This window comes from Sphingobium sp. SCG-1, assembly GCF_002953135.1.
Taxonomy (GTDB): domain Bacteria; phylum Pseudomonadota; class Alphaproteobacteria; order Sphingomonadales; family Sphingomonadaceae; genus Sphingobium.
Map to the genome: position 1 here is coordinate 3,470,524 of NZ_CP026372.1, position 13,531 is coordinate 3,484,054.

10 protein-coding genes are annotated in these 13,531 nt (G+C 61.2%); 3 read left to right on the forward strand and 7 right to left on the reverse strand.

Annotation, left to right across the window (positions count from 1 at the left end; all coding sequences use genetic code 11):
* Positions 1 to 11: 11 nt before the first annotated feature.
* The 5 genes from C1T17_RS16035 to C1T17_RS16055 form a co-directional block, all read right to left on the reverse strand.
* The gene (locus tag C1T17_RS16035; protein ID WP_104954300.1) at positions 12 to 950 is read right to left on the reverse strand and encodes a TauD/TfdA dioxygenase family protein; all 939 of its coding nucleotides are present in this window, start codon (positions 948 to 950) and stop codon (positions 12 to 14) included.
* Between the two features lie 81 nt (positions 951 to 1,031).
* Positions 1,032 to 2,447 carry an MFS transporter gene (locus C1T17_RS16040; protein ID WP_104954301.1) on the reverse strand — a complete coding sequence of 472 codons (1,416 nt, stop codon included), beginning with the start codon at positions 2,445 to 2,447 and terminating at the stop codon, positions 1,032 to 1,034.
* Positions 2,448 to 2,457: 10 nt separating this feature from the next.
* Positions 2,458 to 4,863: a TonB-dependent receptor gene (locus C1T17_RS16045; RefSeq protein ID WP_104954302.1), complete on the reverse strand. Its 2,406-nt coding sequence runs from the start codon at positions 4,861 to 4,863 to the stop codon at positions 2,458 to 2,460.
* A gap of 675 nt (positions 4,864 to 5,538) precedes the next feature.
* Positions 5,539 to 6,246, reverse strand: coding sequence for an anti-sigma factor family protein (locus C1T17_RS16050; RefSeq protein WP_104954303.1), 708 nt, complete (start codon positions 6,244 to 6,246; stop codon positions 5,539 to 5,541).
* The gene (locus C1T17_RS16055) at positions 6,243 to 6,731 is read right to left on the reverse strand and encodes an RNA polymerase sigma factor (RefSeq protein ID WP_104954304.1); all 489 of its coding nucleotides are present in this window, start codon (positions 6,729 to 6,731) and stop codon (positions 6,243 to 6,245) included. Before C1T17_RS16055 ends, C1T17_RS16050 begins: the two co-directional genes overlap by 4 nt.
* Before the next feature lie 112 nt (positions 6,732 to 6,843).
* Between C1T17_RS16055 and C1T17_RS16060 the strand changes: the two genes are divergently transcribed.
* Together C1T17_RS16060 and C1T17_RS16065 are read left to right on the forward strand one after the other, a co-directional pair.
* Complete coding sequence (locus C1T17_RS16060) at positions 6,844 to 8,076, forward strand: S8 family serine peptidase (RefSeq protein ID WP_104954305.1); 1,233 nt, start codon at positions 6,844 to 6,846, stop codon at positions 8,074 to 8,076.
* 92 nt (positions 8,077 to 8,168) lie between these two features.
* Positions 8,169 to 9,005, forward strand: a complete 837-nt coding sequence (locus tag C1T17_RS16065) for a hypothetical protein (protein ID WP_104954306.1) — start codon at positions 8,169 to 8,171, stop codon at positions 9,003 to 9,005.
* Between the two features lie 172 nt (positions 9,006 to 9,177).
* Here the strand turns inward: C1T17_RS16065 and C1T17_RS16070 are convergent, their stop codons facing one another.
* A complete protein-coding gene (locus C1T17_RS16070; RefSeq protein WP_104954307.1) occupies positions 9,178 to 10,371 on the reverse strand; it encodes a calcium-binding protein in 1,194 nt (397 codons plus the stop codon).
* Between the two features lie 250 nt (positions 10,372 to 10,621).
* On the opposite strand from C1T17_RS16070, the gene C1T17_RS16075 reads away from it, so the two are divergent.
* Positions 10,622 to 11,557 (forward strand): MBL fold metallo-hydrolase, encoded by a 936-nt coding sequence (locus C1T17_RS16075; RefSeq protein WP_104954308.1) that lies wholly within the window; start codon positions 10,622 to 10,624, stop codon positions 11,555 to 11,557.
* Positions 11,558 to 11,559: 2 nt separating this feature from the next.
* Here the strand turns inward: C1T17_RS16075 and C1T17_RS16080 are convergent, their stop codons facing one another.
* Positions 11,560 to 13,125 carry a tetratricopeptide repeat-containing sulfotransferase family protein gene (locus tag C1T17_RS16080; RefSeq protein ID WP_104955289.1) on the reverse strand — a complete coding sequence of 522 codons (1,566 nt, stop codon included), beginning with the start codon at positions 13,123 to 13,125 and terminating at the stop codon, positions 11,560 to 11,562.
* Between the last annotated feature and the right edge of the window lie 406 nt (positions 13,126 to 13,531).

The window sequence follows — 13,531 nt, forward strand, 5'->3', positions numbered from 1 at the left end:
AGCCCCAGCTGTTACTCGGCAGGTTCCAGAACAGGCTGGACTTCCTGCTTGATCGTCCGGCTGCGACGGCCATCAATTGCCACAGGCACTTCGCCCGCAATGGTCGCCCGACGCAATGTCCGGCGCTGCAACCCGAAATCGGCGACAGCGCGATGCTGCGTGGCGCGGTTGTCCCAGATCGCCACGTCGCCCGCGCGCCAGCGCCAACGAACCGTGTTCTCCGGCAGCGTAATGTGATCCTGCAATATCCCGAACAACCGCTGCGAATCCGCCGAGTTGAGGCCAACGAAGTTCTTAACGAAATGGCCGACCAGCAACGACCGCTCACCGGTTTCAGGGTGAATGCGCACGACTGGATGTTCGGTTTCGTAAACGGTGGAGGCAAAGATCTTGCTATATTCCTCCGCACGCTTGGCATCTTTCGTTCCAAGTGCTGCCGCATAATCATATTTGTTGCTGTGAACCGCCCACAGGCCATCGACGAGCGTCTTGAGAGCCTCCGGCAATCCTTCATAGGCACTGGCGCCATTCGCCCAAAGCGTGTCGCCGCCTGCCGCCGGGATGGTGATCGCGCGCAGGATCGACGCCTCTGGATAGGCATCGACGAAAGTGACATCCGTGTGCCAGCTCGACGCCGCATAGCCTTCCTTCGAGTCCAGTTCGAGCAAGTAACGCGACCCATCGGCTACCGGCACCGTTGGATGCGCCACCGGCTTCCCGAGCAATCCCGCAAAAGCTTCGTGGTGTGCGTCATCCAGTTCGGTCTGATCGCGGAAGAACAGCACCTTGTGACGAGCAAGCGCCGTGCGGATGGCGGCAATGGTGTTGCTGTCCAGTTCGCCTGACAGGGCCACGCCACGTACCTCCGCGCCGATCCGTCCGGCTACGGGCGCTATGTCGAGGGGGCTGGATGGATCGGCGGCATTGATGAACGTTTCAATAGCAGTCATGTGTAATCTCCTTAAGTTATCAGTCGTCTTTAGCGTGGAGGCGTCGCGGCGGATCGGTCTGATGAGCCATTTGCGAGCGGCTTATTCGGCTGGAGCAAGCGCGGAATCGCGCGCTGCCAGAGTTTGTCGGACCTTCTCGTGGCTCGCCTGGTCGAGTGGGAAGCCATAGACCAATGCGGCAGAGACGGCGTGCGCCAGCGCCGGCCCCAGGGCAAAGACCAGCAGCAGGCCATGCAACGCTTCCGGGCTGTTTGCTGTCTTCGGATCAAAGCCGAGCCATGCCACCAGCGGCAACGCTACACCCACCGCAATTGCCATTCCCGCCTTTATCGACAGGCTGAAGGCAGAGAAGAACAATGCGGTGCGGTCATGCCCCGTCTCAAGCCTGTGCCGGTCGGCAACGTCCGCGACCATCGAACGCAGCATCAGATTGCCCGAACCCTGTGCAAAACCCTGTGCGATAGTGAGGGCCAGCAGGAGCGGGAGATTACCGGGAACCACCAGCAGCAGGCCCAGATTGATCGCAACCTGGATCACTTCCCCGGTGAACGCAGCGCGATGCTTGCCGATACGATAGCCGATTTGCGCCCAGATCGGGCCGGCGGCGATGCCGAATACGAATTGCAGCAGGAACAAGCCGCTGGCCCACTGCGGTAGCCCCATATAGAAAGTGACGAAGAATACGATGAGGGCGCTGCGAATCCCCTGCCCGGTCGTCACAGCCAAGTCCGACGCCAGCACCCGGAGCAGTAACTTGTCGTTGAACACCAGGGCGACGGCGCGGGGCGTAGACAGTCGAACAACGGGTTGATCGGGCGCCGACGCTTTGGGAAAGGCACTCAAGGCAATCGGCAATGCCACGATGAGGCTGACGAGCACGACCGAACCCATTGCGGCAAGCTTGAGCGCACCATCTTGAGGCCGGACCTGATCGATGATGGTCGGGAGCACCAGAACCAGCAGCAGAGCGGCGGACCCGGCGACAGTCTGATAGGTAACGATCCGCGTACGTTCGTGGTATCTGCCCGATATTTCCCCCGACCAGGCGAGGTACGGGATCTGGAGCATCGACCAACCAAGGTACATCGCGAACAGGGATGCCGCGAGGTAGAGCGGCGTGACGCCCAGCATCGGAAAGAACAGCGCCGTAGCCGCTAGTCCGAAAACGATGCCCCCGGCAACGATCCATGGTCGTCGCCTTCCGAAACGGCTGCGCGTACGGTCGCTGAAGGTGCCGATAAGCGGATCTGCTACAGCCCCCCAGACACGCTCGGCTAAGAATATCGCCCCGATCGTTGCAAGGGAAAGTCCAAAATGCTGCGCGTAGATGGCGGGCAAATAGACCGCTAACGGCATCTGCGCGGCGTAGATCGGCACCGCCAAAGAAGCGAAGCCTGCGAGCCGCCATCCGTTCAGCCCCTGCGGTTTGTCTTTTCGTACGGCAACGCGCGAGTGGATCGGTTGCAGCAGAATATGTCGGGGGTAATGCGTTGCCATGTCCAGAACCTCACAATTGGGTGCGAAGAGTGACGCCGATCGTGCGCGGATCGCCGATCTGCCCGGTGATTAGGCCGGTGTTGGCGGGACTGAGGGTGACGAAATAGTTTTCATCCGTCAGGTTGCGCGCCCAAACCGACACGTCCCAAAGACGGTCCTCAGACCGCAGGCCGATCCGGGCATTCAACAGACCATATCCGGGTGCGAGCGAGTAACGGCTGTTGCTGACAGCCGTGTAGATCGAGGAGCGATGCGAGAAATCCGCATGCGCATAGACTTCGATTCCGCGACTATCCCATTGGCCCAATGGCTGTGCAACGTCGGCGCCGAGCGTCCATGTGAATTTCGGCACGCCGGAAAGCCGCTCCCCACTCAGGTCCTGAAGCGACCCGAGGTTTAGGTTCTCGACACCCTGTTGTGCGTTGCGGTAGTCGCGGTAAGTCGCGTCGACATACGCGCCGGACGCGGAGAAGCTGATGAGTTCCGTCGGCGCATAAGAGAGATCCGCTTCAACACCACGGGAACGCACTTTCCCGGCATTGGCGATATACTGGCGATACGAAACGGTGTTGGCGACCTGCTCTGTAATGGCAGTCTGGTAATCGGTAACCTCGGTCCAATAGCCTGCGACGTTGAACGTCGCCTTCTTGTCCAGGAACTGGGTTTTCGCACCCAATTCGAAGTGGTTGACCGTCTCGGGCTTTACGTTGGGATTGACGCCGACCGGTATGACCGAAAGATTGAGCCCGCCTGATTTCCCGCCACGCGAGTATGTCGCATAGACCAGCGCATCGGGCGTCACCTTGTAGGAAAGGTTGATCAGCCCCGACACATTTGCGTCGTCGAACGCGGTGGTGAATGAGGTCACGGGGCCAAACTGGTTTCGCAGTGCCTGCGCCGTGGCCTGTTCGGCAGGCGAAAGCGTCGACAGATCCGCGCCGGACGCGACGTGTTGTTCGAACACGCCCTTTTTCTTTTCATAGGTATAGCGCAGGCCCGCAGTTACTTTCAGCGCATCGCTGGCATTCCACGTCAGTTGGCCGAAGGCGGCGTAACTTTTCGTTGTCGGCTCCGAATAGCTTTCGACGCCATAGCCCGCGATCGCGGCATTGCGGACGTTTGCTGCCACGGCGGGCACGTTGTACAGCGGCGCATCCGCCCCGAACTCTGTCGCGCCATATCCGCGTATCGTCTGCCAGAAATAATAAAGCCCCGCGACATAGTCGATCGCCCGCTCGCCTGTAGAGGCGACACGCAGTTCCTGGCTGAACTGACGCTGGCGATTAGCCTGCTGCGCCTTGGTGAGGACAGAAAGCCCCAGGGCATCGCTGTCGTTCGCCGGATCCCAATCCCACCAGCGATAAGCCGTGATAGAGGTAAGCGCGGCACTGCCCAGATCCCAGTCGACTTGCCCGGACGCGCCATAACCGCGCATGTTCGCCTGATAGTGAGAGTTGGCGTCCGTCTTGCGCGCGAATGAATCGAACGGCAGCGGCGTGTAACCTGCGCGCGCAACCCGCTGTTCGAACGTGTTCGGCAAGGCCGCCCCATTGTCATACTGGCTGTAGCTGCCGACCAGCAAATTCACGCAGCAATTGAGTGTTTGTTTGGAAAAATCGCCGATCAGCTTGACGGATAACGTGTCGGTCGGCTTCGCCAGAAGCTGGCCTCTGACACTGAAGTTGTCATAATCGGACGCTTTTTTCCCCGTCCTAACATTGTCGATGAAGCCGTCGCGGTGCGTGTCCGCTATGCTGATCCGGGCAGCAAGCTTGTCGGCGATGATAGGCCCCGAGAGTGACCCTCGCACTTGATGATAGCCGTAATCGCCAACAGACGCCTCGCCCGAAAATTCGGTTTCGAAGCTGGGCGCGCGGCTGGTTATATTGATGGCGCCAGCGGTCGTGTTCTTGCCGAACAACGTGCCCTGCGGCCCTCGCAATATTTCGATCTGCTGAAGATCGACGAGATCGAACTGCGACTGTCCAACCCGACCGTAATGGACATTGTCGACATAGACGCCGACGCCATTCTCCAGACCGTCATTGGTCAAGGAGACATTGCTGCCCAGTCCGCGGATGTTGATATTGGTGTTGCGCGGATTGTAGCTGAATATTTGTAGGCTCGGCACAAGCTGCTGCGTCTGACCAAGCGAGAAATTTCCGGTCGCCGCGAGTTGCTCCGCCCCGACGACGCTCAATGCGATCGGCACGTCCTGCGCGCTTTCGTCGCGACGGCGCGCCGTTACGATGATTTCCGCACCCGCATCATCGGCCGCTATTTCGGCTGAAGCGTCTACTGGTGCGAGAGGTTGCGCAAGCGTTGTTTGAGGAAAGTTAATTGCTGTCAAAGCTACGCCCGCCAGCAGTGCACGACGCACCCCAAAATGCTGGAGGCGGCTGGAATTGAAGATCATATTTTGTCCCTGTTATGTAGGATTATTGTGGTGAGCCGCGCGGTGGCAAAGGCGGCGACGGCGACCGAAACCGGCGGTCGTTATTGATGATGGCGCTGCCGAAAATGGCGGCGGCTGCCTGAAGCGTAGAGGCAGACGGCGTGCGATTTGACACAGTTGGCCGACGAAATTGGGCGGGCATGGGATATCCTTTCCCGCGCAATGAAGCGCGGTGGCACGGACACGACATCATCCTCATCAGCGCATGGGCGAGGAGAACGGCCGCTATGTTGGAAGTGCTATGCGTCGCGTCCGGGCGTCAGCCGCAGGGCGTCGCAATCCCGCAACGATCAGGATGAAGAGTGGTAAGAGCGCATCGTTTCAACCCCATAACTTAGAGGGGGGAACACGATCCCTGGCGTGGACGCCCTGGCACCGTGCGCTTTAGCCGTTGGTAACGCGGAGCAAGCTGCATCCCGATCAAAAGCCGCGGGTCTGATGCCGACGGTAACGTCGAAGGGAACGACCAATCCCTTCAGAAGGCATTCTCTATTTAGTGAATAGAGATATCAGTGTCACACAAGCTTTGCTTGTATCGTGACAATCTGAACTGTTGCTCCCTGACGCCGGATGGAATGTACCTGATGAACAGCAGATCCTTTTGAGCGGGATAGACCGCGTTCTATCCCGTCACCCTTAGCGCCAGCCATTTGCTCGCGCCGCATTTTCACCTGTTGCGTTCATAGGCTCTCCCGCCATGAGCGCCTCGACAGTTTCCGACAAGCGAGCGTCAGCGGAAGAAGCCTGACGATAGGGAGTGGTTTGCGAAGCTCCAGGTATCGCTTGCTCTATCCGCCAATCCTCGTCCGCACGACAGGCGACACCAGATACCGCCGCACTATCGAAACTGCGGCACCAGCTGCCGTCTTTGGCGCGAAAAGTAAGGCCGATCCGCACGACCGCAGTTGCATCCTGGGCGGAAGCAAGCTGGGTGTCGAGAGCATGGGCGAGACCGCCCCGCGCTACCATCATATCCTTCTTGATCGCCAGAGGACCAGCCTCATCCGCCCATTGTCGCCCGGCCATCAGCCCCAGCAGCAAGCCGGCTGCAACTGCCGCAATGCTCGTCCAGCTCCGCCATACCGGGCGTCGCTCCTTCACTTCCCGCGCTTGCGCAATGTCGCTGACGCCGCTCTGCAATAGGATGGCGAAGCGATCCGGAACAATCTCATTTGCGAGAGGGGCGTAATGCGCCGCCAACGTTGTCCGCAGCTTCTGGTGGGCCGCAAGTTGCTTCGCCAGCGCGGGATCTTCGGCCAGCGCGCGCTCGACCCGGCGGCGGTTGATGTCGTCCAGTTCGCCATCGGCATAGGCGACCAGCATTTCCTCGGTGACACCCGTCATGCCGCTTCCTCCATCATGCCGATCAATGCGCTGCGCCCCCGTACCAACCGTGACGTCAATGTACCTATCGGAACGTCCAGAGCCTCCGCTGCTTCCTTGTAGGAAAGCCCCTCGACCAGCACCAGCGACACGGCTTCGCGCTGTTCTGGCGGAAGCTGATCCATCGCACGCGCAACGTCAGACAGTTCAACGGCCACCTCAATGTCCCGGTCGCCCGCATGGCCGATCTGCGCGCCCGCTTCTTCAGGCGCAAAGGTCTTGGCCGCACGCTGGCGTGAACGGGCTTCGTCTATCCACAGGTTTCGCATGATCCGATACATCCAGCTATCTAGCCTCGTCCCATCCTGCCATTGGCCGCGCGAACGCAGCGCGCGCTCTATTGCTGCCTGGCACAGATCGTCGCCATCCGCCGCATTACGCGACAGGCTGGCAGCGAAGCGGCGTAAGCGCGGCACCAGAGCCAGCAATTCGCTTTCAAACGCCATCGGGAACTCCGGCTATTGTTGTCGTGGATGAAACGGTCGAGCGCGTACGTTTAATCCCTGAACTCCTGAAATTTGCTATGCCTGATGATCGGCGCTCAAGGATACATGCAATATGCCCCGTCTTCTTCTCACCATGTTTGCCGTAGCGGGGCTGATTCCGGCATATGCCGCAGCGCAAATTCTTTCGGGCGGCGGGCTGCCCGACGTCATCGGCGGGGTAGCTGGTCCTTTGGCAATCGATCGGCTGGAGCAGCTTTCGCCTGCACGCCTCGCCGATCAGTTGCTTACCTTGCGGGCGGAGAGGCTGACGGGGCTGGTGCAAAACAGCGGCGGGCGCGTAGCTCTGGATGACCGGGGTCAGCCCGCAGTAAGCGACGTGGTGCTGGTCACAGGCGCGAATGCTGCGACGCAAGCAGCGCTAAAGGCCGCCGGATTTGAATGGGAGAGCGAGACGGTCGAGGGGCTGGACCTGTTGCTGTTGCGCATCACCGTGCCGGAAGGCCGTGGCCTCGCATCGACACTTCGGCGGGTCCGCAAGATTGCGCCGGAGGCGGACGTCAGCGCCGATACGCTCTATACCGCAAGTGGAGCCTTGGAGAGCGGCGCAGCAACCCCGCGCGCATCGGGCGTCGTCCCGGGCCGGGCCGTCGGCATGATTGACGGCGGCGTGGCCGTGCATCCGACCTTGACCGGACGTATTGAGCAGCGCGGGTTTGCGCGGGGAGCGCCCCTCGGGAGTGCGCATGGAACTGCCGTGGCTTCGTTGATTGCGGGAACGGGGCGGATCAAAGGTGCGGCTCCAGGGGCGTCGCTATTGGCTGCCGATGTGTATGGGCGCGACCCGGCAGGCGGCGGGGCGTTGTCGATCGCGCGAGCGCTCGGCTGGATGGCGTCGCGCGGCGTCGGCATCGTCACGATCAGTCTCGTCGGGCCGGACAATCCATTGCTGGGAAGCGCCGTCCGCCTTGCCCAGAAGCGCGGGATAGTCATCGTGGCAGCCGTAGGAAATGACGGACCCGCCGCGCCGCCCGCCTTTCCCGCGTCCTATCCGGGCGTGCTGGCAGTCACCGGAGTGGACGGGCGCGACCGCGCGCTGATCGAGGCAGGGCGGGCCAAGCATCTGGACTTCGCCGCACCCGGCGCGGACATGCTCGCTGCGAGTACCAACGGCGGCGTCACGAAGGTGCGGGGCACCTCCTTTGCCACGCCGCTGGTCGCCGGACGACTGCTTGCGGTTCAAGGCCTGGCAGCGCTGGCGGCCGAGGCGGTGGACCTTGGCAAGAAGGGGCCGGACGCAGTCTACGGGCGGGGACTCATTTGCCGCGCTTGCAGAAATAAGAGCTAAATCGCAGTACCTTATAAGAAAATCTGATCAGTTTGGGATTAAACCGCTGCCGACTCCCGTTTCCCTTGCATCACATCGCAAGGAGACGGAAAATGAACCGCAAGTCACTTACTATCGCGACGTTCCTGTTTACCATCGCAGCCACGCCTGCTTCCGCGCAACTGCTGGGCGGTGGCGGTGGTGGCCTGATGGGAGGCGGCGGCTTGGGCGGCGCGCTGGGCGGTGTGACCGGATCAGCGACTGGGACGCTGGACGGTCGTGGCGACCTTGGCATTGATCGCAGCGTAGACGCCCGCGAAGGCCGTGCGAGTGGCAGAGCTTCAGGTTCCGGCAGCGCCACTGGTGCGCTGTCCGGATCGGCTAATCGCGGCGGCCGCAACACCAGTGGATCGGCGGGCGGCAGCGCTTCAGGCTCGGGCAGCGTGGGCGGCGCTCTGGACACGGTCGGCACCAATGACGTGCACAATGCGGTGGGATCGGCCCGTGACGCCACGACCGGCATGGTAGGAACGGCAGGCAATCGTGTCGGCACTGCCGTGGGCAACACCCGCGATCGGGCCGCGAGCGCCGTCGGCACCGCCGCCAATGGCGCAGCCAGCGGCTCTGGCAATCTTGGCGGCATGGCGTCGGGCGGCGCGAGACAGCTTGCCCTTGCCGGATCGGGCGCCGCCAATGGCGCGGGCATGTTCGCGGTCAGTCCTGGCATGGTCGTACAAGATGCGCATGGCCGGGCCATCGGCACCGTCCGAGCGGTCCGCACTCGCGCCAACGGCATCGTCGACACGGTATTGGTCGAGAGCGGCAACCGCGTGGCCGCTCTGCCTGCCACCAACTTCAGTGGATCAGGCGAAGTCCTGACCTCCGCCATGACGAAGGGCGAAGTGAAGAAGCAGGCGGCGTCCGAGACCAAGCAGCCGTCTGCGGAATAGGCGGTCGTCTCGTCCACGGATCGATGTGCTGACGTAATTAATCAGCAATCACAGGATCGGATCGACAAGTTAAGACCATGCAAGTCCGCTTCCGGCCCTCGCCGGAAGCGGACTTAGGTTACGGAAACTTCAAGGCGTCATAGCCGTCCCGGCCAAGACGCAGAGCTTCTCGTCATACCAGGAGAAAATCTGCCGCCGAAAAGCTGTGCGCATTCAGCGTCGCAGTCGGGTCAGCAACTTCGATCATGAACTTGCTGCCGGAAGATGTGACTACATCGAGAGCCACGTTGCCGTTGGCCAGATCATGCGCGAAGATCGTGCCCAATGCACCGCTGGAACTGTAGCTGCTGACGCCCAGCTTCTCGATGATGATCCGGTCGCTGCCGTCCTGAAAATCCTCGATCACGTCGCCGCCATCCAGAGCGCCCGCACCTTTGAAGCAGAACCAGTCCGCTCCAGCGCCGCCCCAAAGATGATCGCTGCCCAATTCGCCGATCAGCTTGTCGAAGCCGCTATCACCACGAATTTGGTCATTGCCGCCGCCGCCGAGCAGCAGGTCGTCGCCGCTTCCTCCGCTCATGCTATCATCGCCGTCTTCACCGTTCATGGAGTCTGCGTCGTTGCCGCCCGAAAGGCTGTCATTCCCCGCACCGGCCTGAAGGTTGTCGTTGCCATCGCCGCCGATGAGAATGTCGACGCCATATTCCGAGGAGAGCACGTCATTCCCCGTGCCGCCGTCGAGATAATTGTTGCCGTCGCCACCGTCCACGAAGTCGTTGCCAATGCCCCCATAGACATGATCGTCACCTGACTGGCCCTTCAGCCGGTCGTTGCCGCCCTCGCCGTAGATGGTGTCGTTGCCCGCGCCGCCGCCCACGGCCTGCGTGGTCAGCTTGCCCGTCGCGGGATTGATCTCATTGTAGAAGCCGTCGTCGCCATCCCCCGCGTAGATGAGATCGTCGCCATAGCCGCCGTCCAGATAATCCCGGCCTGCGCCTGCGGTGATGGTGTCGTTCCCCGCATCGCCAAGGATCTGGTCATGACCATCCCCGCCATCGATCCGATCGCTGCCGTCGCCACCCGAGAAGATGTCGTTGCCGATTCCCCCGATCAGCCGGTCGTCGCCAATGCCTCCGTCAAGCTTGTCGTTGCCATCCCCACCTTCCAGGACATCCGCGCCAGCGCCCCCCTTCAGGAAGTCATTTCCCAGTTCGCCGTACAGGGTGTCATTGCCATCCCCGCCCTCAACATAGTCGTCGCCCGCACCCGCGCGGACAATATCATCGCCGCCCAGGCTCCTGATGTCGTCGACCACCGATGTGCCGACAAGCGTTTCCGCCCAAATATTTCCGACGAATTTCGCCATGTGATTTTCTCCCGCAGAATCCCCGTGCTGATGGCCACTGCCGCGCTCCGGCCGGCAGTTCCCTCATGCACAGTTCGGCATGGCACAGCTTTCAAAGTGCAAAAGCCCCGTGAGGCAACATGCCTCTATGGCAAGATTGGCTGTGCACGATGGTTCGTTCACCCTCGGCAATGGAGCATTCACCGTACGATACGATTAGCGAAACGATATTAACAATTGCTCCTTCCGTAATAAAGCATATGTTGAAGGCATGGAGCCAATCATCCCGGCACGTGCTGCCCGCCCATCCGTCGCTCTGCGCCACTCCATTGGACTGCTCGGCGCAGCACTTTTCCTCGGTGCGGCCGCTCCGCCGCTAAAGTCGCCGAGCTTCGCGCCCTGGATCGACGGAACAACGACAAGCGAACCGGAGATGCAGGTCCAAGCGATCGATGCCGACACATTCGTGATCCGCCAATCCGTCCGCACCAATTTCGAAGCGCCCTTCCTCTACTTGCTGTTCGGCAGGGAACGCGCCCTGTTGATCGACAGCGGGGCGGGAGGATTGAAGATACGGCCGACCATTGATCGGCTCGTAAGCGAATGGCGCGCAAAGCACGGTGGCCGTCCGATGCACTTGGTAGTCGCGCATTCGCACGGCCATGGCGACCATCATGCCGGCGATGATGAATTTCGTGATCGGCCGGATACCAATGTGGTGGGTCTCGCCCCCGACGACGTATCGGCGTTCTTTCACATTCGGGATTGGCCCCGCAATATCGGCCGCTTCGATCTTGGCGGGCGCATTCTTAACATCATCCCGACGCCCGGCCATCAGCCGGCGCACATCATGGTCTACGATGCGCGCACGCGACTGCTGTTTTCCGGCGACATGCTCTATCCCGGAAGGCTCTACTTCCCGCTGGACAAGTTCGGCGATTTCCGTGCGAGTGCCGACCGGCTTGCCGCCTTCGCAAAGACGCATCCGATCCGCGCGCTGCTCGGTGCGCATATCGAGATGACCACCACGCCGGCCCAGGACTATCCTGTGGAGGCCGCCACGCATCCATCGGAACATCCGCTGCCGCTCGCGCCTGCCGTCATCGAAGAACTTCAGCAGGCGGTGACAAAAGCAGGCTCCACGCCAACGATCGACGCGCACCCTGATTTTATCCTCCACCCGGTGCCTCCCAGACCCGCGTCCTAGCGTCAGCCTACGACTATCCCCTGCTCTTCCAGCCAATTACGTACCGGCGTCAGCGCGACGGCATACGCCTTCCATCGTGCCACGGCGTCGGCATTGAGCGGACGGCGCACCTGCGCAGCGCTGGGGGTCGCGACAGCCGCCTTGTTCTCGTGGAAGGACAGGCAGGCGTCCTGCCAATCAAGGCCGCAATAACTCAACAACCGCCGCGTCTCCCGTTCCTGATCCGCCACCAGGGCCTCATAGGATAGCTGTAGCACCCGGCCGGGGAATACTCGCTCCCACAGTGCCATCAACCGGTCGAAACGCGCATAATATTGCGCGGTATCCATTAGGTCGTAGGAATAGGCGTAATAGGCCGACTGGCTGGCAAACAGGTTCTTGTAATTGCTCCAGATCGTATCCATCGGATTGCGGCGCAGGCAGACAATGCGCGCCTGCGGCAACGAACGGAGGATGTGACCGACATAGAGGAAATTGGCGGGAAGCTTATCGATAAAGCGCGCCTTGGCGTGCGGACGGTGATGTTGCGCGCGTGCGAGGTACGCGTCGCCTATCGCAGTCGCATCGACATATGCGCTCGCCGCTATCGTCTCGGAATCTATGACGAGGCGCGAACGCGTGCCGCTCAACTGTTTGACCGCCAGCGGCATCGCCTGAAGCTCGCCGGCCGATCCTACATCGGAATGTGAAGAAAGGATGCGGTCTACAAGGGTCGTACCCGTGCGCGGCATACCGACGACGAAGATGGGCGTAGGATCGGGATTGCCGTTGCCCTGCAGAATGCCGTCGTGCCGCCCGAACAGTTGCTCGATCGCATCGAAGATCGCGGCATCCTGCGCGAAGTCATAGCCGATGACCTGCTTGTGCGCGCGATTGGCGTCCGAGAGATAGCGGAACGTCTCGTCGGCATGGCCAAGATCCTCATGCTCCTTGGCCAGGGCATAACGGATGCGCAATGCGTCGGCCGGATCACAGGCCTTGGAAAGGGCCACTTCAAGCCGTGGAATATGGTTCACTCCGGCGGTCTGGCGCGTAAGAATGGCGAGCGCATAGTGGACACGCGCGTTGCCCGGATCAGCGGCGAGGATTGCCTCGTAATGCCTGTGCGCTTCTGCGATCCGACCGGTGAAGCCGCAGGCGGCGGCGAGATTATAGCGATAGTCGAGATTGTCGGGCTGAGCGGCGACGGCAGCTTCGAATGGCGCCACGGAGGTTTCATGATCCCCAAGCCGCGCCAGCACGCAGCCTACGGTGTCAAGCGTCAACGCATCCGTGACACCCAGGGTCAGCGCTCGCCGAGCCGCCTCCCCTGCCTCGCCGTCACGGCGCACGAGGATGAGAAGCTTCGCGTGTTGCGCAAGATGTTCCGGCTCCGGTCCGCGCGCTACGGCGGCTTCCAGCATCGGCAGTGCCTTGGCAATCTGCCCCGCTTCTGCGGCCGCCATAGCTAGCAGGAAATAACCGGCAGGTTGATCCGGCTCCGCATGCACCAGTGCCTGTGCCGCCTGCGCGGCCAAAGCAAGATCGCCCCGGCTAAGCGCAGCCCGCGCCTGCGCCTCAAGGTTCATGCCGCCAAACTGGGCACGATCGGCCGTCTTCATACCAAGGAGATCAACATATGTGGGCCAGTTCAGCATAACGGCTGGGTGGTTCACCGCCGACCAACCGCCTTTGTTTATTCGCCGTAAAGCCGACTGCCATCTGCCTGTTCCCCTTTCGCGCGATCGACAGTCACTCAGCCCATTTCGCCTGTCCAGCATGAATCGACATTAATCTCCCCGATGACAATTATATGTCGGGAGTGAAACGACATCTCGACTTTTTAAAGCATTCACAGCGTGTTTGTATCGTCCTACAGCCAACAGCCGCACTAACGCGACCACCTGCCCAAGCAGAGTTCCGACCTGCGGCATCTGACGGATCGTTACGCATCGGCACCAAAATATTGATCGAAGTTGAACCAAAGTACGATCT